Source organism: Phycisphaeraceae bacterium, assembly GCA_019636675.1.
Classification (GTDB): domain Bacteria; phylum Planctomycetota; class Phycisphaerae; order Phycisphaerales; family UBA1924; genus JAHBXC01.
The window spans coordinates 1,404,982-1,424,970 of the sequence record JAHBXC010000001.1; the positions used below are offsets into that span (position 1 = coordinate 1,404,982).

The 19,989-nt window shown below is 70.1% G+C and carries 18 protein-coding genes; 4 read left to right on the forward strand and 14 right to left on the reverse strand.

The genetic code is table 11. The features are described from left to right. Nucleotides 1-26: 26 nt before the first annotated feature. The 9 genes from KF684_06070 to KF684_06110 form a co-directional block, all read right to left on the reverse strand. Entirely contained in the window at nucleotides 27-959 is a 933-nt protein-coding gene (locus KF684_06070; GenBank protein MBX3352482.1) for a hypothetical protein, read from the reverse strand. A gap of 251 nt (nucleotides 960-1,210) precedes the next feature. After that, complete coding sequence (locus KF684_06075) at nucleotides 1,211-2,017, reverse strand: SH3 domain-containing protein (protein MBX3352483.1); 807 nt, start codon at nucleotides 2,015-2,017, stop codon at nucleotides 1,211-1,213. After that, the gene (locus KF684_06080) at nucleotides 2,017-3,882 is read right to left on the reverse strand and encodes a BatD family protein (protein ID MBX3352484.1); all 1,866 of its coding nucleotides are present in this window, start codon (nucleotides 3,880-3,882) and stop codon (nucleotides 2,017-2,019) included. The genes KF684_06075 and KF684_06080 overlap by 1 nt, the downstream gene beginning before the upstream one ends. An 11-nt stretch (nucleotides 3,883-3,893) precedes the next feature. Continuing rightward, complete coding sequence (locus KF684_06085; protein ID MBX3352485.1) at nucleotides 3,894-5,141, reverse strand: hypothetical protein; 1,248 nt, start codon at nucleotides 5,139-5,141, stop codon at nucleotides 3,894-3,896. Then, nucleotides 5,134-6,144 carry a VWA domain-containing protein gene (locus tag KF684_06090; protein ID MBX3352486.1) on the reverse strand — a complete coding sequence of 337 codons (1,011 nt, stop codon included), beginning with the start codon at nucleotides 6,142-6,144 and terminating at the stop codon, nucleotides 5,134-5,136. Before KF684_06090 ends, KF684_06085 begins: the two co-directional genes overlap by 8 nt. Beyond that, complete coding sequence (locus KF684_06095) at nucleotides 6,141-7,280, reverse strand: VWA domain-containing protein (GenBank protein MBX3352487.1); 1,140 nt, start codon at nucleotides 7,278-7,280, stop codon at nucleotides 6,141-6,143. Before KF684_06095 ends, KF684_06090 begins: the two co-directional genes overlap by 4 nt. Beyond that, entirely contained in the window at nucleotides 7,277-8,269 is a 993-nt protein-coding gene (locus tag KF684_06100) for a hypothetical protein (GenBank protein ID MBX3352488.1), read from the reverse strand. Before KF684_06100 ends, KF684_06095 begins: the two co-directional genes overlap by 4 nt. Continuing rightward, on the reverse strand, nucleotides 8,266-9,201 hold the full coding sequence (locus KF684_06105; protein ID MBX3352489.1) for a DUF58 domain-containing protein: 936 nt from the start codon (nucleotides 9,199-9,201) through the stop codon (nucleotides 8,266-8,268). The genes KF684_06100 and KF684_06105 overlap by 4 nt, the downstream gene beginning before the upstream one ends. A gap of 18 nt (nucleotides 9,202-9,219) precedes the next feature. Next, nucleotides 9,220-10,230 (reverse strand): AAA family ATPase, encoded by a 1,011-nt coding sequence (locus KF684_06110; protein MBX3352490.1) that lies wholly within the window; start codon nucleotides 10,228-10,230, stop codon nucleotides 9,220-9,222. Between the two features lie 224 nt (nucleotides 10,231-10,454). On the opposite strand from KF684_06110, the gene KF684_06115 reads away from it, so the two are divergent. The 4 genes from KF684_06115 (at nucleotide 10,455) to KF684_06130 (ending at nucleotide 14,949) form a co-directional block, all read left to right on the forward strand. Next, the gene (locus KF684_06115) at nucleotides 10,455-12,062 is read left to right on the forward strand and encodes a hypothetical protein (protein ID MBX3352491.1); all 1,608 of its coding nucleotides are present in this window, start codon (nucleotides 10,455-10,457) and stop codon (nucleotides 12,060-12,062) included. A gap of 57 nt (nucleotides 12,063-12,119) precedes the next feature. After that, nucleotides 12,120-12,917, forward strand: coding sequence for an SDR family oxidoreductase (locus tag KF684_06120; GenBank protein ID MBX3352492.1), 798 nt, complete (start codon nucleotides 12,120-12,122; stop codon nucleotides 12,915-12,917). 49 nt (nucleotides 12,918-12,966) lie between these two features. Then, nucleotides 12,967-14,445 (forward strand): aldehyde dehydrogenase, encoded by a 1,479-nt coding sequence (locus tag KF684_06125; protein MBX3352493.1) that lies wholly within the window; start codon nucleotides 12,967-12,969, stop codon nucleotides 14,443-14,445. Nucleotides 14,446-14,514: 69 nt separating this feature from the next. After that, complete coding sequence (locus tag KF684_06130; GenBank protein ID MBX3352494.1) at nucleotides 14,515-14,949, forward strand: RidA family protein; 435 nt, start codon at nucleotides 14,515-14,517, stop codon at nucleotides 14,947-14,949. Here the strand turns inward: KF684_06130 and KF684_06135 are convergent. From KF684_06135 to KF684_06155, 5 genes are read right to left on the reverse strand one after another with little or no spacing between them, the layout of a single operon-like run. Then, entirely contained in the window at nucleotides 14,946-15,602 is a 657-nt protein-coding gene (locus KF684_06135) for a cyclase family protein (GenBank protein ID MBX3352495.1), read from the reverse strand. The genes KF684_06130 and KF684_06135 overlap by 4 nt on opposite strands. A gap of 14 nt (nucleotides 15,603-15,616) precedes the next feature. Then, complete coding sequence (locus KF684_06140) at nucleotides 15,617-16,978, reverse strand: FAD-dependent monooxygenase (GenBank protein MBX3352496.1); 1,362 nt, start codon at nucleotides 16,976-16,978, stop codon at nucleotides 15,617-15,619. Then, a complete protein-coding gene (gene kynU / locus KF684_06145) occupies nucleotides 16,975-18,291 on the reverse strand; it encodes a kynureninase (GenBank protein MBX3352497.1) in 1,317 nt (438 codons plus the stop codon). The genes KF684_06140 and kynU overlap by 4 nt, the downstream gene beginning before the upstream one ends. Further along, the gene (locus tag KF684_06150) at nucleotides 18,288-19,358 is read right to left on the reverse strand and encodes an amidohydrolase (GenBank protein MBX3352498.1); all 1,071 of its coding nucleotides are present in this window, start codon (nucleotides 19,356-19,358) and stop codon (nucleotides 18,288-18,290) included. The genes kynU and KF684_06150 overlap by 4 nt, the downstream gene beginning before the upstream one ends. 6 nt (nucleotides 19,359-19,364) lie before the next feature. Beyond that, complete coding sequence (locus tag KF684_06155) at nucleotides 19,365-19,901, reverse strand: 3-hydroxyanthranilate 3,4-dioxygenase (protein MBX3352499.1); 537 nt, start codon at nucleotides 19,899-19,901, stop codon at nucleotides 19,365-19,367. Between the last annotated feature and the right edge of the window lie 88 nt (nucleotides 19,902-19,989).

A 19,989-nucleotide genomic window follows, 5' to 3' on the forward strand; every position in this document is an offset into this window, starting at 1 on the left:
GCGTGGAGTGCGCTTGAGATCGAGTCTCAGAACGACGCGCCGAAGGTCCCCAGCACCAGGTTCAGGTCGGCGAAGTTCACCGCGCCGTCCTCGTTCGCGTCGGCGTTCACGAAGCCGGGCGATCCTGTCTGCCCGAACGCGCCGAGCACCGCGTTGAGGTCGGCGAAGTTCACCGTGCCGTCGGCGTTGATGTCGCCGGGCAGGAAGCGAGCCGCGAGGGTCAGGAAGTGCCCGAGCGTCTCGGGCTCCGCGCCCTCGGCGCCCTCCGGGGGGTTCCCGGCGCCGTAGTACACGAAGCCGTCGCCGACCTGCCCGTTCTGGAAGAACACATTGGTGGTGGGCGTTGGCGACGAGGTGAAGACGAGACTGAACGAGGTCGTCCCGACATAGACGCCGATCCCGCCGCGCCTGGCGCTCTCCTGCTGCGCCTGCGAGCTGCCGGCGCCGACGATCGAGACGCCCGGCGTGATCTGCCCGGTGAGCAGAGCCAGGTTGGTGAAGGTGTCGGGCGCGTCGGTCGAGTCGTCGAAGGTCACGCCCAGCTGCAGGCCCGTGGCGACGGCGGTGCGCCCCTCGTCGCTGACCTGCACGATCGCCGACACGCCGCGCATCACGCTCTCAACGCGCAGCAGGAAGCCGATGTTGTCGGGGTCTTCGACGGTGAAATCGACGCGGTACACGACATTGCGCTTGTTGGTCTGGGCGATGCCCCCCTGCGCGATGAAGGTGTTGCGAAACGCCATGCGGTGCGTGAACGACGCGACCTGCCCGTCGAGCGAGGGCGGCGCCACGACCGAGGGCTCGGTCGTGAACGACCCGAGGCCCGACGCGGGAGGCGGGCTGCTGCTGTTCGTGACGACGACCGACCCGATCGACTGCGCCCCGGCGGCGGAGGCGAGCAGGGTCGCGGCGCTCGCCGACGCGAGTCGCCCCAGAGCCCGGTGGGTGAGTGGGTTCATTTCGCTTCTCCTTCGACAAAGCCAGGCGTTCGACGACGATCCGGTTCTCGGGGTCCAGAGGGCCTTCGGCCGGGCTCCGCATCCTGCTGCGTGTGCGCAGGGCCGTTCCTCGGGGCCGAACACCCAGGTTTGACCGTCGCGCGCCGGATCTTTCACAATGGAAAAGAAATCACCCCGGAGACCGAACGCTCCGGGATCGATCCGCGCGTGAAAGCAGGGAACTCGCGATATCGGGCGAGGGCGCTCGCGGCTCAGGGCAGCGCGATCGACGCCGCCTCGACCCAGCCCTCGGTCCCCCTCCGGCCCGCCCGGACGCGCAGCCAGTCGTCGCGCGTCCCCAGAACGCGGACCTCATCCCCCGGCGCGAGCGCGGCGCCCGAAGACGGGAACGCGCCCCCCGGGCCGGCCCGCAGCGAGGCATCGCCCCCCACCACGACCCCGATGCTCGCCACCCCTCGCTCCGCCCACGCGCCCCACGCCAGCGCGCCGCCCGACGCCGCGCCCACCGCGATCGTCACCAGCGCACCGAGCACGATCGCCGTGCCACCGGGGCGCGTCAGTCTCCACGCCGCCAGCCCCCAGCCGGCGCACCACGACGCGAGAAAGACCGTCGTCAGCGCCGAGACGCCCGCGCGATCCACGAGCCGCAGCGCGCGCGCCTCGCCGGGCGTCGCGCTCGCAGGGGGCCAGGCGTCACGCGCGTCGTTCGTCACGGCGCGCAGCGCCACGCTCGCGGCACGGAAGTCGGCGTCGTCGCCCTGCGCCCTCGCCAGACGCGCCGCCTGCCTGAGATGATGCGCCGCGAGGCCCCGATCACCCATCCTCGCGTGCGCCGCGCCGAGATTCAGGCGCAGGCGTGCGCCGTCGAGCCCCTCGTCGAGCACCGCGTTGTACGCCGCGACCGCTTCGCGCAGCGCAGGCGATTGGTTGTCCGGCGAGTCGATCCCGCGCGCGAACGCGCTGTTCGCACGCTCCAGCATCGAAGCGACACTCGCCTCGTCCGCCACCGAGGGCGCACACGCGAACAGAAACACAACGAGCATGAGCACACGGCGCATCACGGCGCACTCACTTTCCCGCGCGTTGCGCGCAGCGCCGCGTCGGCGCGTGTGATGGCGTCGGACACGCTCGCCGCGACGCGCTTCGCGTCGAAGCCGTGCCCGCCCGCGAACCGCACCTCGTCGCACAGCGACAGCGCCTCTCGCAACTCCCGGGCGACGCCCTCGTCGGCGCGCTGGACCACGCGGACCGCCTCGTCGCTGGTCATCGCGTCTCGCGGCGAACCGGTCCAGTCCGCGGCGAACCGGCGGACCGCCTCGCTGATCGTAGACGCCGCGTCAGGCGCGTCGTCCACGCGCGCGATCGACCCCAGCGCCTCGCGCAGCGCACGCGCCCGTCGCCCGCGCGACGGGTCGGCCTTGATCCGCCTGCGCACCGCGCCGCCAAGCACAATCGCGGCGCACGCCGCCGGCGGCAGAACCACCGCCGCCACGCCCGCCGGGCCCCACGCGAGCGACAGGATCCCGCCCGAGCGCGACGAGAGATCGTCGATCGTCACCGCTCGCGCGCCCGTCTCACGATTCGTCTGCGACGCGTCGCCCTCCGTGCTCGCGCGGTCCGTGGCGCTCGCGACGATCGACGCGGGCGCGCCCGGCAGCGTGACTCGCGGCGCCGCTTCGACCGACAGCGCGATCGGCCCGCTCGACGCGACGCGGAACTCGCCGGCGTCGGCATCGAAATAGCTCAGCTCGATCGGCGAGACCTCGGTCACGCCCGGGTCGCGCGCGCGGATCATGGTCGAGAAACGCTTGCCGTTCCGGAGGGGTTCGACAGTCGGGCGGTCCCCGGTCAACCGGAACGCGCTCTCGAAGCCCGGGACGCGCGAGAGGTCGAGCATGGGAATCTCGTCGGGCGGCCCGTCGCCCGTCACGGTCACCGTGAGGGTGATGGGGTCGCCCACGCGCACACGCGTCGGCTCGGCCTTCGTCTCGATCGCGAACCGGCCGACCAGGCCGCTGAAACCCTGCGGCCTGCCCTGCGTCGGCAGGGGCACGACCTCGAGCGTGATGGGCGGGCTCGCGACGACCTGCATGGGCGAATCGCCCGAGAACAGCGGCGAATCGAACAGCGATCGCCGACGCGTGCGAGAGGTCTGCGTGAACGCGACCGTCGCCGGGCCCAGCTCATAGACCCCGGGCTCGCGCGCGACGATGGTCTTCTCGATCGTGAGCGTGCTGAACGCGCGCCCGTCGATCTCGCCGCGGCCGGCGCGGGCCACGCTGCGCTCGCCCAGGAACGAGACCTCGTAGTACTGCCCGCCCTGGAAGTGCGCCGGGGTGATGCCGTCGTCCGCCGGGGCGTAGACGCCGAACGATCCCGGCAGGTCGGGCATGGAGAACTGCGCCGTGCGCACCTCTTCGCCCAGGAACCAGGTGAGTCGCAGCGTGACGGGCTCGCCGGCGTAGGCGCGCTGCTTGCTGGTCATCAGTCGCAGCTTGAAGTTGTCCATCTCGCCGGGCGTGACCGCCTCGACGACGATGGGGTCGCTGCGCCGGACGCCGTCGCGCGTCTGCGCCTCGAAGGGCGGGATCAGGATCTGCCCCTCGCGCGAGGGAGTCAGGCGGTACTGAAAGACCCGTCGCGCGCGCTCGACGGTGCGCTGCCCGTCGAACACGACCTCGCTGCTGGTCGACGAGCCAAGCTCCTCGACGCGCGCGCCGGGGATAGGCGGGACGACCGGGGGCTGGCTTCGCGTGTCGCCCTCGACCGAGATCTGCAGCAGGAACGGCTGGCCCACGAAGACGCGTTCGGATTCGACCTGCGCGCTCACGCGCACCGGGCCCGAGCCGTCGCGCTGCGCCAACGCCGGCGACGCGCCGAGCGCCAATACCAAAGCCGAAAGGAAGACGACGATGGCTCTCATGGGTTCGCTCCTCACCAGTCACGCTCCACGGGCACGCGCGGGCCGGTCGTCGGGCGCCGGGCGCGCTCCAGCGCCTCGCGCACCCGTCGCTCGCGATCGAGCAGCCGGTCCACGCTGTTCTGCTGCGCGTTGTCGCGGTCGAACGCCGACGACTGCTGCGACTCGCTCTGGCTGCCCTCGCGGCCCTCCTGCTCGGCCGGCTCGCCCTCGCCGGGCTTGTCCTGCTGTTCGCCCTGCTCGCCCTCGCCCTGCTGCTCGGCGTTCTGGTCCTGCTGCTGCCTGGCCTGCTCGAGGAGCTCGCGCACGATGCGCTCGGCGTCGCGCGTCTGGCGCGCGGATTCCTCGCGGCGTTTCGAGGCCTCGTCGGGGCGCCCCTCCCGATCGGCGCTGCGGGACTCTTCGCGCTGCTGCGCCGCCTCCTGCAGGCGCTGGGCCGCGTCGCGCAGCGCGTCAGACGCAGGCGACGCCGGGCGCCCCTGCGAGTCGGCCGCGTTCTCCATCTGCTGCGCAAGACGCTCCGCCGCCTGCGCCGCGTCGCGGGACTTCTGCGCGAGCGGGTCGGGCTGCGAGCCCGAGCCCTGCCCGGGCTGGCTCTGCTCGCCCTGCTGGCCCGACTGATCGCCCTGATCCCGGGGTTGATCGCCCTGTCCTTGCTCGGGTTGCTCGTCCTGCGAAGGCGACTGGTTCTCCTCCTGCTCCTGCGCGAGGTCTTCGAGTTCCTGCGCGAGCTTCTCGAGCGCCTCGCGGTTCGCCTTCTCCTGCGCCATGCGGTCGCGGAGCGCCTGGATACGCCGGTTCACCGCCTCGACATTCCGGGCGGCGGAGGGTTCGGAGGGCACGAGCCGCCCGGCGTCGCGGTAGCGCGCCGACGCTTCGCGCAGCGCGTCGATCGCTCCCCCGGGGTTTTCCTGCTCGAGCGCGTCGGCCCTGCGCACCGCCAGGTCGCCCAGGTTGAACAGGGCGCGCGCCGCGATGTCGGGCCGGTCGCCGGCGTGGCGCAGCGCGTCCCCGTAGGCGCGCTCGGCATCCTCGATGCGCTCCATGCCGTGCAGCGCCCGCGCGAGGTTGTAGAGCGTCTCGACGCGCGACGGCTCGAGCAACGACGCCTCGCGGTACGAACGCTCGGCAATGTCCCAGTCGCCCCTGGACGCGGCGTCGTTGCCACGCGCCAGCAGCGCGCGGGCGTCGCGCGACGCCGACGCGCCGGCGAGCGCGCCAATCGACATCGCAACCGAGCACGCGAGCAGCGCCTTACGCATACCGACGCCCCTTCACGAAGAGTTCGATCACCAACAGACCCAGCGCCGGCAGCAGGAACCACTGGAACCGTTCGATCGCGGACAGCGCCTCGGCGGTCTCGAACTCGCGCTGGTCCGCGCTGCGGATGAGCTGCGCGTAGATCTCGTCGAGGTCGAGCACGCCGGTGCCGACTTCGAGGTAGACGCCCCCGGGCGTGGCCGCGGCGACGCGCTCGAGGGTGTCGCTGACCAGCCGGCTGGTGACCACCTCGCCCTGGGCGCGCATGTACTGGCCGGTGCGCGGGTCGTCCGTCGGGACCGGGGCGCCGTACTCGCTGCCCAGCCCGATCGCGATGATGCGCACGCCGCGTGCGCCGGCCTCCTGCGCCGCCTCGATGGGGAAGCTGCCCTGGTCCTCGCCGTCGGTGATGAGGATGATGTCGCGCGTGCGCGCGTCCGTGTCGTCGCTGAAGAGCGTGTCCATGGTCACGCGGATCGCGTCGCCGATCATGGTGCCGCCGCGCGCCACGGACCTGGGCGAGATCTCGTCGAGCGCGAGCCGGAAGAACCCGTGGTCGTAGGTCAGGGGGCATCGCACGCTGGCGCTGCCCGCGAAGGCGACGAGGCCGACGCGATCGCCCTGGATGACGCGCATGGCGTCGCGGATGGAGAGCTTCGCGCGTTCGAGCCGGTTGGGGGTCAGGTCCCGCGCGAGCATGCTGCGCGACACATCGACCACGAAGACGACATCGCGCCCGGTGCGCGTGACCTGTCGTTCCTTCTCCCCCCACGCCGGGCGCGCGAGCGAGACGCACGCGAGCGCGAGGGCCGCCAGGGCGCAGGCGGCGCGCAGGCCGGCCGCCGATGTCGAACCGCCGCGAACGACCTCGCGCAGCATCGATCGCGACGCGAACGCGCGGAGCGACGAACGCCTGGCGCGAAGGCCCGCCGCGACCACGAACGCCAGCGCCGCGACGCCCCACAACAGCGTCAGCGCCTCGGGTTGGAGCCATCGCACGCTCACGGCGTCCTCCTCAGGATCGTGGCGCCCAGCAGCAGCTCGAGCGCGAGCAGGCCCGCGCCCGCCGCCGCGAAGGGCCAGAACAGCTCTTCGTACTCGGTGTACTGACGCGACTCCACGCGCGTCTTCTCGAGCGCGTCGATCGCGGCATAGATCTCGCGCAGCCCGTCGGCGTCGCTCGCCGAGAAGTGCTTTCCTCCGGTCATCGACGCCATCTCGCGCAGGAGCGTCTCGTCGATGCCGCGCGCGGGCACGCGCATCGGGCCCATGGGCGTCTGGATCACCCGGTCGCCACCCCCCACGGCGATGGTGTACACGCGGATCCCCCATTCCTTCGCCATCTGCGCCGCTTCCAGGGGGTGCACCTCGCCGGTGTTCCACTCGCCGTCGGTCAGGAGCACGATCGCCTTGCCGCGGATCGTGAACCCGGCGTCGACCGATACCTCTCCGTCTGCCAGCGGCGCGTCTCTGCCGCTGGCGAGCATCATCGCGCGACGGGTCAGGTCCTCTTCGGCGCGTTTGAGCCGTGCGGCGGCGAGCGCAACGCCGTCGCCGATGGCCGTGCCGTCCTCGGCGCGCAGGATCGGCAGCTCGATCGTGTCGACCAGCGCCGCGACGGCGCGCGGGTCGCGCACCAGCGGGCAGATCGTCTCGGCGTACCGCGCGAAGGTCACGATGCCGATCAGGTCGTCGGGGCGCCCGGGCAGCGTGTCGGGGCGGCGCGGCGCGCCGTCGCCGTCGAGCTCGGCCGCTTCGCGCGTACCGAGCACGAACTCGCGCAGGATCTGACGGACCGCCGCGATGCGCGTGACGGAACGCCCCTCGAACGAGATCGCCTCGTTCATGCTGCCCGAACGATCCACCACCATCATCATCGCGACGCCCTCGGTCACGACGCTCGTCTTCCCCACGCCGCTCTGGGGCCGGGCGACCGCCAGCACGAGCGCCGCGATCGCGAGCAGACGCATCGGCGTCAGCAGCGCGGCGCCGGTGGTCCGCCACGAACGCCCGACCGCGCTCGCCAGCGACAGCGACGGGATCACGACCGACGCGCGCCGGTCGCGCGCGCGCATCAGCAGCCACGCGACCGGGATCGCGAGAAGCAGCAGCAGCGCGAGCGGGGATTCAAACCGGGTCACGGGCGCCCCTCGCTCTCGGGCGTGGGGTCGCCGAAACGAGCGACGAACGCGCGGATCTGATCGATCGCCTCACCCGCGGCGCGCAGCCCGGGCGCGAACGCGCCGAACTTCACCTCGTCGCACGCCGCCAGCAGCGGGCGCAGCGCGTCGGTCGCGTCCTGAGGCAGCACGCTGCGCGTGGCGTCGTGCGAGAAGAACTCCTCCGTGGTCAGCACGGTCGTGCGCACCGCGAAGCGCTCCTCGATGTACCGGCGCAGGATGGTCGACAGCGCCGTGTACGCCTCGTCGCTGCTCGGGCGAGCGCACATGCCCGATTCGCCTCGCACGCGCTCTTCGAGCATCGCCAGCGCCGCCAGCGCCCGCTCCGAGGGCGTTGCGCTCGGCTCGCGACGCGCCCTGCGCCGCGCCACGAGGACCCCCGCCGCCACGCCAGCGAGCGCCAGCGCCGCGCCGGCGCCCAGGGCGATCCCTCCCCATCGCGACGCCTCCTCGGGCGGGAGATCGACCACGCCCATCGGCTCGGTGACCTCGACGACAGACGCGTCGGGAAGCACCGACACGACCGTGACGGTCATCGCGCCGAGCACGAGTGTGCGCCGTTCGCCCCCGGCGTCCTGCGCGACGAACTCCAGCGGGCCCACGGTCGCGGCGCCAGGGAGGAACGGCTCGAGAGAGAACACGCGAGTCGAGACCAGCGACCCGTCCGCGTCGATCGTGTCCGCGTGCTCGCGGACACGCGCGATCGTCATCCCTCCCAGTTCGTTGCCCACGACCAGCGTCCCGGGCCACTCCACACGAACGCCCGACTCGGTGCGCACGGAGATGTTCAAACTGATCGTGCGCGCGACGGTCGCTTTCGACCACACGGTGGCCTCTATATGCACGCCGGGCCCGGTGACCCGCGAATACTCAACGGGCGGCGTCGACATCGCGACGCTCGGCGTCGTGATCGCCGCGCATGCCATCGCGAAGAAAGACGGGCGCGTCATCGGCCCTTCCTCCGCTCGCGCTTCGTGAAAAACCGCAGCAGCGCGTTCACATAGGGCCCGTCGATGGGGACCTCGATGCGATCGACGCCGGCCGCCCCCAGCGAGCGCAGCAGCCGTTCCTCGCGGGCCGCGGCGGCGCTCGCGTACGCCTCTCGCGCGCGACGCGACGCCAGATCGACCACGCGCGTCGCGCCGGTCTCGGCGTCCTCAAAGCGGAACAGACCGCCCCGCTCGACGCGTTTCTCTCGCTCATCGTTGAGGGTGATCGCGATCACGTCGTGCCGGCTCGCGAGCATTCGCAGCGGGCGGTCGAACGCGTCCTCCTCGCCCGCCAGGAAGTCGCTGAGCACGAAGACGACCGCCTTCTTACGCAGCACGCGCGCGAGTTCTTCGAGCGCGCCGGCGATGTTCGTCCCGGCGCCGCGGGGCTCGAAGCCCAGCGCCTCGCGGATGATCCGCGTCGCGTGCTTCACGCCCTTCTCGGGGACGACGGTGAGCTCCACGCGATCGGTGAAGAGCATGAGCCCGACCTTGTCCCCGTTCTTAGCCGCGGCCAGCGCGAGGACGGCGGCCACTTCCGCGGCCCGCTCGCGTTTGAACTCTTCGCCCGTGCCGAACGCGCCGCTGGCGGAGAGATCGACCGCGAGGACGATCGTGAGTTCGCGTTCCTCGTCGAACTGCTTGACGAAGGGCTTGTTCTCGCGCGCCGTGACATTCCAGTCGATGGTGCGCACATCGTCGCCGGGCTGGTACTCGCGGACCTCGGCGAACTCGACGCCGCGGCCCCGGAACGCGCTGTGGTACTCGCCGGCGAACAACTCGTCGACAAGTCGCGACGACACCACGCGGAGCCGACGGACCTTGGCCATCAGTTCCTCGGGGGTCTTCGCGCCGCGGCGCGACCGGACGGGTTGTGGCGCCTTCGTCTTCATGCGTAGCAAAGCGGTGCTTCAGGGAGTCGGGATGTTGTTCAGAACCTCGCGGACGACGGCGTCGGAGTCGTACCCCTCGGCCTCCGCCTCGTAACTCAGCAGCACGCGATGGCGCATCACCTCGAGCGCGACGCCCTTCACATCCTCGGGGGTCACGAAACCGCGCCCCTTCAGAAACGCCCGGGCGCGGCTGGCCAGCGCCAGACTGATCGTCGCGCGGGGCGACGCGCCGAACTCGATAAACCGCGCCAGCGCGTCGAGCCCGTGCGCTTTCGGCTCGCGCGTCGCGTGCACGAGCTCCACGATGTAGTCGCGCACCTTGGGATCTATGTAGATGCGATCCACGATGCGCCTGGCCGCCATGATCGCGTCCACCTCGATCACGGGCTCGATCGCGATCTCGGGCCTGGTGAACGCCATGCGGTCGAGGATCTCGCGCTCGTCGTTCTTGCTGGGGTGCCCGATCTTCAGCTTGAGCATGAAGCGGTCCACCTGCGCCTCGGGCAGCGGATAGGTCCCCTCCTGCTCGATGGGGTTCTGCGTCGCCAGCACCAGGAAGGGCACGGGCAGGTCGTGCGTCTCGTCGCCGATGGTCACGCGGCGCTCCTGCATCGCTTCGAGCAGGGCCGACTGCACCTTGGCCGGCGCGCGGTTGATCTCGTCGGCCAGCACCAGGTTCGCGAAGATCGGCCCCCGGCGCGGCGAGAAGGTGTGCTCGCGCGGGTTGTAGATCAGCGTGCCCACCAGGTCGGCAGGCAGCAGGTCGGGGGTGAACTGGATGCGCGCGAACTTCGCGTGCATCGCCCGGGCCAGCGTCGTGACCGTGAGCGTCTTGGCGAGGCCCGGGACGCCCTCGAGCAGCACATGGCCCCCGGTCAGCAGGCCCAGCAGCAGGCCCTCGACCATCGGGCGCTGCCCCACCACGACGCGCGAGACCTGCTCGACCAGCGCGTTGATCGGGCCCGAGTGGGCCTCCACCTCGCGCGCGACCTCGCGGACATCAACCGTCTCTCGTGTTCCTGTGGGCATAGCGGTCGTCATGAGCGTCGATGAACTCCGAAAGACACCCCCCGACTCGGGACGGGCCCGGCCGGCGGGATCGGGAACGGTGCACGGATCAAACCCCTCCATTGAACACGCGAGGGGGCGTTGGGTTCCCGCAAGGGCGGGTCCGGGAAGCATCAGACGCGCCGGGGGGCAGATCCCGTCGCGCGATCGGGCCCCGTCCGAGCCCTGTCGCTATCCTTCGCCCCATGAGCGCCGCCGCCCACGCACCGACAGCCCGCAAGGAGACCCCCAAGGAATCCATCATCGGGCTGATCATCTCGTTCGTGGTCGTGCTCATCTTCCGAGGGTTCTTCTTCGAGACCTTCCACATCCCCACCGGCTCCATGGCGCCCACGCTCCGCGGCGCCCACATGCAGTTCACCTCGCCCCAGTCCGGCTTCACCTGGGCCGTGAACCCCTGGTCCGACCCCAACCAGCCCCCGGCGCGCGTGCAGGGCACGCCCGCCCAGCCCGTTCGCGTCACCGACCCGGTCAGCGGCGTGCCGATGCCCCCCGGGTCGTTCCCCATCCGCTCGGGCGATCGCATCGCGGTCCTCAAGTACAACTGGTTCCACCACCCGAAGCGCTGGGATGTCATCGTCTTCAAGATGCCCGAGAACCCGCGCGAGAACTACATCAAGCGCCTCCTCGGCCTCCCCAACGAGGACCTCTGGCTCGTCGACGGCGATGTCTTCACCCGCCCGGCCAGCGCTTCCGACGATCTCTCCACCGGCTGGTCCATCGCGCGCAAGCCCCGCTACATCCAGGATGATGTCTGGTGGCCCATCCACGGGTCCGACCACACCCCGCTCAGTCGCGATTTCGACGGGCGCGCGTGGCGCTCCCCCTGGCGCGGCGAGGGCTGGGTCCACGACGGGCGCACCCTGCGCGCCGACTCTCCCAACCCCGGCCCGCTCGTCTGGGACAACACCGTCCGCCCGATCGTCGAGTTCTCGCCCTACAACGAGACCCCGATGGCGGGTCGCATGCCAGTGTATCCCACGAGCGACATCCGCGTGCGCGCCGGGATCGATCCGATGGGAGACCCGCCCTCGCAGGTCGCCTTCACCATCGCGGCGCGCTCCCACGAGTTCCGCGCGCTGATGGACGCGAACGGATCGCGCATCCAGATGCGCCGCCAGGGCGACCCCGATTGGAAGAATCTGGGCGAGCCCGGGTCGCCCGTGCTGCGCCCGCACGCCGCCGTCCAGATCGAGTTCCATCATGTCGATCAGTCGCTCGAACTGCGCGTCGATGGGCGCACGATCGCGCGGGGTGAGTACGACTGGTCTCCCCTCGATCGTCTGCGCCACTCGACGCGACTCACCGACGAGCAACTCGAGTCGGTGCTGCGCAACCCCGATATCGCCGATCTCTCGAACCCGGCGATCTACGAGCAGCCGCGCGTGTCGATCGAGGTCACGCCGGATCGGAGCGGGTCGTTCCCCGGCTACCCGGTCCTCCACAACGCCGGCATCGACCGCGATCTCTACTACCAGCCCGCCGTACGCTGGACGGGCCCCGGCATCGCGACGCCCGGGTTCGGCTCGCACCCGGGCCACCTCGCGACGACGGGTGACTGGGAGTTCTTCGCCGCCGGCGACAACAGCGGCAACAGCCGCGACTCACGCCTGTGGGACATGGTGAACCCCTGGGTCGCCGACCAGACCGGCGCGACGCCGGGCGTCGTCCCGGGCGACATGCTGATGGGCGAAGCGGTGATCGTCTTCTGGCCGGCGCCACAGGTCTTGAACCTCGGGCCCGTGCGCCTGCCCTTCATCCCCGACCTGGGACGCACGCGCCTGATCAAGTGATCGCGCTCTTCCTGCTCCCTATTCCCCGCTCCCTTCTCCAACCCATACACTGCCCCCATGGACCTCCACCTGACCGGCAAACGCGCCCTCGTCTGCGGCGGCAGCAAGGGCATCGGCAAGGCGACGGCGATCGAACTGGCGGCACTCGGCGCGTCGGTCACGCTCCTCTCTCGCAGCGAGGACGACCTCCAGAAGGCCCGCGCCGAACTCCCGCTCCCAAGTGCGCACGCCGGGCAGGGCCACGACTGCATCGCCGCCGACCTGGGCAACCCCGACTCGCGCGCCCGCGCCATCGAGCGCTTCCTGCATGTCGACAAGGTCGCGCACATCCTCATTAACAACGCCGGTGGCCCCGCGCCGGGGCTCGCGATCGAAGCCAAACCCGACGACTTCCGGCGCGCGTTCGAGAGCCATGTCCTCGCCGCCCACGCGCTCGCGCAGGCGCTCGTCCCGGGCATGAAGGGCGCGAGGTACGGGCGCATCGTCAACATCATCTCGACCTCGGTCCGCCAGCCCATCGTCGGGCTGGGCGTCTCCAACACCATCCGCGGCGCCATGGCGTCGCTCGCCAAAACCCTCTCGATGGAACTCGGTCCCTTCGGCATCACCGTCAACAACATGCTGCCCGGCTTCACCGCGACCGAGCGCCTCGCGTCGCTGGTGCAGAGCAAGGCGACCAGGGGCGAGACCAGCACCGACGCGATCGAGGAGCAGATGAAGCGCGAGATCCCGCTCGGGCGCTTCGCCGAGCCGCGCGAGGCCGCGTCGCTCATCGCGTTCCTCTGCAGCCCGGCCGCGTCGTACATCACCGGCGAATCCATCCGCGTCGACGGCGGCCGCACCGCGACCATCTGATCCCTCTCTCTCTTGTGCCTTGTGCCCCGTGCCTCATGCCTTCTCCCGCATGCCTGACTCAATCCTCAACTTTCTGGACAACGACTTCCGCGAGCCCCGCTCGCGCGCGTGGCTCGACGACACGAACCCCGCGACGGGCGAGTCCATCGCGCGACTGCCCGACTCGGGCGCCGAGGATGTCGACGACGCGGTGCGTGCGGCCCACGCGGCGTTCCCGGGCTGGTCGTCCACGCCCGCCGAGCAGCGCTCGAAAATCCTCCTGCGCCTCGCCGACCTGATCGAGCAGAACCTCGACGCGCTCGCGCTGGCCGAGTGCCACGACACCGGCAAGCCCCTCTCGCTGTGCACGCGCGTCGACATCCCCCGGGCCGCGAGCAACTTCCGCTTCTTCGCGCACGCGATCACCACGACGCGCAGCGAGTTCCACGACACCGACGGCGTCGCGATCAACTACACACTGCGCCGCCCCCTGGGCGTCGTCGGCGCGATCTCGCCCTGGAACCTGCCCCTCTACCTCTTCACCTGGAAGATCGCGCCCGCCCTCGCCACCGGCAACTGCGTCGTCGCCAAGCCCAGCGAGGTCACGCCCATGACGGCGTTCCTCCTCGCGAAACTGTGCGTCGAGGCGGGGCTGCCCAGGGGCGCGCTGAACATCCTGCACGGGCGTGGCGCCACCTGCGGCGGCGCGATCGTCGAACACCCGCTCATCAAGGCCATCACCTTCACCGGGGGCACGACCACCGGCGAGACCATCGCGCGCAGCGCAGCGCCCCGCTTCAAGAAACTCTCGCTCGAACTCGGGGGCAAGAACCCCAACCTCGTCTTCGCCGACGCCGACATGGACGACGCGATCGAGACGAGCGTCCGCGCCGCGTTCACGAACCAGGGCCAGATCTGCCTCTGCGGCAGCCGCGTGTTCGTCGAGCGCCCCGCCTACGACGCGTTCGTTGAACGCTTCGTCGAGCGCGCGTCACGACTCAAGGTTGGCGACCCGCTCGACCCGGGCACGGACATCGGCTCGCTCGTCTCGCGCGAGCATCGCGAAAAGGTCGCGCGGTATGTCGACCTGGCGCGCGAGGAGGGAGGCGAGATCCTGCTGGGCGGCCGGCCCCCGGCGCAGCCCGTGAATGACCGCTGCGCCAGGGGCGCGTTCTACGAGCCGACGGTTATCACTGGGCTGAGCCCGCGCTGCCGCGTGCAGCAGGAAGAGATCTTCGGCCCGGTCGTCACGATCACGCCCTTCGACGACGAGGCGCAGGCGATCGAGTTCGCGAACTGCACGCCCTACGGGCTGGCGTCGACCGTGTGGACGCGCGACCTGTCGCGTGCGCACCGCGTGGCCGCGAGGATCGAGGCGGGCATCGTCTGGGTGAACTGCTGGATGCTCCGCGACCTGCGCACGCCCTTCGGCGGCGTGAAGCACTCGGGCGTCGGGCGCGAGGGGGGCGACGAGGCGCTGCGGTTCTTCACGGAGCCGAAGAATGTGTGTGTGAAGATTGGGCACGAGGCACAAGGCACAAGGCAGTAGGAAGAGAAGACCAGAATGGGTGGCGTGGTACGGCGCAGCCGTGCCACGAGATCGCGAGGGAGATCCAGCGTGAGTGAGCCGAACAAGAACATCATCGAGTCCACCTCCGCCGCCGAGCCGGTGGGGCCGTACCCGCACGCGCGGCGCGTCGGGAATTTGCTGTTTCTCTCGGGCATCGGCCCTCGCGAGCGGGGCAGCAAGGTCATCCCGGGCGTGACGCTCGACGCCGGCGGCAAGGTCGTCGATCACGACATCGTCGTGCAGACGCGTTCGGTGATGCGCAACATCAAGGCGGTGCTCGACGCCGCGGGCGTGCCGTGGGAGGACATCGTGGATGTCAGCGTGTTCCTGACGAACATGGAGCGCGACTTCGCGGCCTTCAACAAGGTCTACGCCGAGTATTTCACGGGTGACAACCGGCCGACGCGCACCACGGTGGAGGTCGGCGCGCTGCCGACGCCGATCGCGGTGGAGTTGAAGGTCATCGCGTACCTGGGCGATTAATCCGCGCGCAGCCGCAGCGGCGAATCGATCGTCCGCAGCACCGCGCGAACCGGGCTGGCGTCGAAACCGAGCAGTTTCAGGGGCAACGCGATGAGTTCGTACTTCCCGTCGGGCACGCCGTCGAGGCGCAGGCCCTCGAGGATCGCCATGTCGTGGCGCGCGAAGGCGGCGTGGGCGGGCAGGTCCTTGCTCTCCTGCAGGTCGACGCTGGGGGTGTCGATGCCGACGGTGATGACCGCCTTCTCGGCGAGCGCGTCCACCAGCGCGGGGTCGAGACCCGCGAAGTCGGTGTTCCAGTTGTACGGATCGGGGAAGGTGCCGGTGCGGATGATCACGCGGTGCGCGTTGATCTGGTCGAGGTCGTCGAGGGCGAGGTCTTCGGCGCGCACGCGCCCGCCGCGCGAGACCGTCGCGCTCACGACGCGGCAGGGACCGAGGTAGTGCGTCAGCGGTCGCTCGCCGATCCCTGCGCCACCCTTCGCGTAGTGGTTGGGCCCGTCGGCGTGGGCGCCCAGGTGCACCGTGGAGCGGAGCGTCGAGAGCGTGACCGAGTCGCCCTTGTCGATATCCATCAGCGTCTCGCGCGTCAGCGTCGTGTCGCCGGGCCACACCGCCAACTGCGGCGTGACGGCGGGCGTGATGTCGTAGAGCATGGGTCTCTCCGGTGTTAGACCGAGAACGCGACGACGGTGGCCGCCACAATGAAGAACGCGAACGCGCCGAGCGCGACGAACGCCGCGACGACCATGCGGTCCTGGGCCGCGGCCTTGCGCACCGCGAGGTGGTAGGGGATCGTCGAGAAGGTGACCATCTCGTAGAGGGGCGTGTACCACCGGGGGAAGGTCTTCGCGAGCCAGAGCTCGAGTTTCTTCTTCCTGCGGAACGCCGGCGAGCCGACATGGTCGCGCATCTCGAGGAAGTTGTCGATCGCGAGCTGCGAGATCGCGTCGCCCGCCGGCTTGCGCCGGGCCTGGTACTCGGCGAACGCCGCGCCGAGGTCGTGCGGGCTCTTCTCGACGCACTCGCCCAGCACGCGGACATCCTCGAACGAGGCGTTCATGCCCTGCCCGTAGAAGGGCACAACCGCGTGGGCCGCGTCGCCGATGAGCGCGACGCGCCCGCCCAGCGCCCACGGGAAGCAGCGGACGGTGACGAGCGAACTGGTGGGGTTCGCGCGGAAGTCCTCGAGCAGGTCGGGCATGTGGGGCACGGCGTCGGGGAATCGCTGCTCGAAGTACCGCGTCACATCGTCGTCGGATCTGATCGACTCGAACCCGTGCTCGCCCTCGAAGGGGGCGAAGAGCGTGCAGGTGAACGACCCGTTGCTGTTGGGCAGCGCGATCATCATGTACGAGCGGCGCGGCCAGATGTGCAGCGCGTTGGGATCAATGCGGAACTTCCCGAACTCGCCCGACTCGTTCTCGGCGGGCGGGATCTCGAGCTCCTTGTAGCCGTGCGTCTGGTAGAACTGGTGGTAGTCGAAGCGGTCGCGCTTCATCATGCTGGAGCGCACGGCGGAGAAGGCGCCGTCGCCCCCGATCACGACCTCGCAGCGCTTCGTGGTGCGCTCGCGCGTGGTCTGGTCTTCGATCGTCGCCTCCATGCTGTCGAGGTCGACGCCCACGCAGCGCGTGTTGAAGACGATCGAGACATTCGGTTCTTTCTCGGCGGCGTCGAGGAGGATCGCGTTGAGCCCGGCGCGCGAGATGGAATAGATGCCCTTATTCGGATCGGCGCTGTAGGGCTGGAAGACGCGTTCGCCGCGCAGGGGGTGGATGCCCCGCCCGCGCATCAGGATGGCGTCGGCGAGGACGGGCTCGTGGAGGTCCATCTCGCGCAGCGCCTCGATGCCCCGGGTGGAGAGCGCGAGGTTGATCGACCTGCCCCCCGCCGCTCCGGCGACGCGCGGGTCGGGGCGGCGCTCGTAGAGCTCGACACGGAAGCCGGCTCGCGCCAGGCGGATCGCGCACAGCGCGCCCGCGAGCCCTGCGCCGAAGACGGTGACGACCGGGCGCGTGTGCACGCTCACGCGAGTTCACCCATCGCCCACGCGAAGCGCAGACAGTCGGCGAAGGTGTTGTAGAGCGGGACGGGCGCGATGCGCACGATGTCGGGCTCGCGGAAGTCGGCGACGACGCCCCGCTGCATCAGCGCCTGCTGGGCCGCCTTCGCGCCCTGCACGCGGATGGACAACTGGCAGCCGTGGGCGGAGTCCTCGCTGGGCGTCACGATCGTGAGCTTGCTGCCGAAGCGCTCCTCGCTGATCTTCTCGACGAGCATGCGCGTGTAGGCGTGGAGGCGCAGCGACTTGGCGCGCAGCGCGTGCATGCCCACGCGGTCGAAGATCGCGAGCGATTCCTTGAGGGGCGTCATCGCGAAGATGGGCGGGTTGCTGAGCTGCCACGCCTCGGCGCCCAGCCCGGGCACGAAGTCGGGCCCCATGCGGAAGCGCGTCGAGGGGTCGTTGCCCCACCAGCCCTCGAAGCGCGGGTAGTCGGCGTCCCAGTGCTTCTCGTGTACGAACGCGCCGGCGACCGCCCCGGGCCCGCTGTTGAGGTACTTGTACGAGCACCACGCCGCGAAATCGACGCCCCACTCGTGCAGGCGCAGCGGCGCGTTGCCGGCGGCGTGGGCGAGGTCGAAGCCGACGACGGCGCCGGCGTCGTGCCCGGCCTTCGTGACGCGCGCCATATCGAACAACTGCCCCGTCGCGTAGTTCACGCCCCCCAGCAGCACGAGCGCGACCGACTCGCCCTCGCGCTTCAGCACGCTCTCGATGTCCTGCTCGCGGATCGTGTCCTCGCCCTTGCGCGGCGTGATGTGCAGGATCGCGTCCGACGCGTCGAACCCGTAGAACCGCGCCTGGCTCGCGACGGCGTGCTCGTCGCTGGGGAACGCGCCCTTCTCGATGAGGATGCGGTAGCGATCGGGCGTGGGGCGATAGAACGACGCCATCAGCAGGTGCAGGTTCACCGTGAGCGAGTTCATCATCACGACCTCGCCCGGGATCGCGCCCACCAGCCGGGCTCCCATCTCGCGGAAGATCTCGTGGTACGAGAACCACGGGTTCTTCGCGTGGAAGTGGCCCTCGACCGCGAGGTCGCCCCAGTCCTTGAGTTCCTGCGCCATCGCGTCGGGGACGGACTTCGGCATGAGCCCCAGCGAGTTGCCGCAGAAGTAGGCGTGCTCCTTGCCCGCTTTGTCGCGCGGGATCGCGAAGAGCGCTCGCTCGGCGCGCAGGGGGTCGGCCTCGTCGAGGGCGCGTGCGCACTCGTCCGAATCGTCGACCTGCGCGAGGAATGCCTTCGCGTCGAACTCGTGGTGCGCTGCGAGACTGGTCAACCCCTGGCTCCTCTCGTGTCGTTGATCGCGTCGCGGAGTTTGCCCGCGCCCTTGGCGCGCAGGTCGCGCTCCGTCATGTTCAGGAATTCGAGCGCGGCTCCGCTGAGCAGCATCGCCTGCGTCTTCTCGCCGAGGTCGGGCATGGATTCGACCAGTTCGCCCGGTCGGTGCTCGCCCAGCGGGAAGGGGTAATCGCTGCCCAGGCACACGCGGTTGGCGCCCAGCAGCGAGACGAGCCGGCGCAGACACTCCTGGTCGTGCACGAGCGTGTCGGCCCAGAACGAGCCCATGTAGTCCATGGGGCTCTTGCCGTTGTGCACGGCGCAGAGGTCGGGTCGGACATCGAAGCCGTGCGAGATGCGCCCGCAGGTGCCGGGGAACGAGCCGGCGCCGTGCGCGAAGCAGACGCGCAGGTCGGGCAGTCGCTCGAACACGCCCCCGAAGATCATCGAGCAGATCGCCAGCGTCGTCTCGGCGGGCATGCCCACGAGCCAGGACAGCCAGTACTGCTGCATGCGCTCGCGCGCGAGCATGTCCCAGGGGTGCACGAAGACCGCGGCGCCGAGTTTCGCGGCTGTCTCGAACACCGGGAACAGCGTGGGCTCGTCGAGGTTCCAGCCGTTGACATGCGTGCCGATCTGCACGCCGCGCATGCCAAGGTCCTTCACGCAGCGTTCCAATTCCTCGCACGCGAGGTCGGGCGCCTGCATGGGGATGGTGCCCAGCCCGACGAATCGGTCGGGGAAATCGGCGACGACCCCGGCGAGGTGGTCGTTGAGCATGCGCGAGATGTCGAGCGTGTCGCGCGGCTTGGCCCAGTAGTTGAACATCACCGGGACCGTCGAGAGCACCTGCACATCGACATTGCAGGCGTCGCATTCTTCGAGACGGACCTTCGGGTCCCAGCAGTTGGACTGGATCTCGCGGAACGACTTGTCGTCGATCATCATCTTCGCGCGACAGTCGCCGCAGTGCTCGAGGCGCACGAACCCCCCGTAGCCGAACTTCTCGGAGAGGTTGGGCCATGTCTCGGGCAGGATGTGGGTGTGGACATCGATCTTGAGCATGAGCGATCAGTCGACGGGCATGATGGGGCCGTCGGGCTTCTCGAGTTTGGCGCCGCACTTCTTGCAGGTGCGCAGGTCGTCGCTGCTCCAGAACTTCTCCATCGCGGCCTTGAGCTGCGTGACGATGTTCTCGAGCTCGAAGGTGTCTTCGTGGAGCACGGCGCCGCACTTCTCGCAGTTGAAGCGGAGCATGTCGACGGCGCCCTCGGGGCGTTTGCGCTCGACGACCATCCCGACGGTGCCGGCGGGGCGCTGGGGCGAGTGCGGGATGTTGGCCGGGAGCATGAACACATCGCCCTCGCGGATGACGACATCGCGGGGCTTGCCGTTCTCGAGGATGCGCAGGTTCATGTCGCCCTCGATCTGGAAGAAGAACTCCTCGGTGGTGTTGATGTGGTAGTCGCGCCGGGCGTTGGGCCCGCCCACGATCATGATGATGAAGTCGCCCTCGTCGTACATGCACTGGTTGCCGACCGGCGGCTTGAGTTTGTCGCGGTGGTCGTTGACCCACTTCTTCAGGTTCATCGGTGCGGCGACGCCCATGGCGCATCCTCCTTCGGCTTCGAGGGACAGCCGCGAGCGGGATGCCCGCGACGGGAGATCGCCCAATCGTATCAGACCCGGGCACGGG